This is a genomic window from Caldibacillus sp. 210928-DFI.2.18 (assembly GCF_020554505.1).
Lineage (GTDB): Bacteria > Bacillota > Bacilli > Bacillales > Caldibacillaceae > Caldifermentibacillus > Caldifermentibacillus hisashii.
This window is the reverse complement of record NZ_JAJCHL010000235.1, coordinates 1-404: the sequence shown is the minus strand read 5'-3', so window position 1 is coordinate 404 and position 404 is coordinate 1. Positions and strand designations below refer to the sequence as shown.

Annotated in this window: 1 protein-coding gene; it reads left to right on the top strand. The window is 43.1% G+C overall.

From position 1 onward, the window contains the following. The coding region (locus tag LIZ98_RS17710) for a transposase (protein ID WP_227203187.1) at positions 1-404 on the top strand (404 nt) is incomplete at both ends.

Genomic DNA, 404 nt, shown 5'->3' with positions numbered 1-404 from the left:
GAATACAGACAACTTTTGGTTATTCAAGAACTCTACCGACAACAAAAAGAAATGTACCGGGCAAAGACTCACCGGATTGACGATCGGATTGTCAGCATATCTCAACCACATGTACGTCCCATCGTCCGAGGCAAAGCAAAGGCAAATGTTGAATTTGGCTCTAAAGTGGCGATCAGCGTAGTAAATGGCTATGCAATGGTTGAACATCTGTCATGGGACAATTTCAACGAAGGACTTACACTACAAAAATCTGTTGAGAACTATCGAAAACGTTATGGATATTATCCGGAAGCTGTTCTCGCAGATAAAATCTATCGAACGCGAGACAACCTGAAATACTGTAAGGAACGTGGAATTCGTCTAAGTGGTCCAAGACTTGGACGCCCTTCCAAGGAGGAAGACTA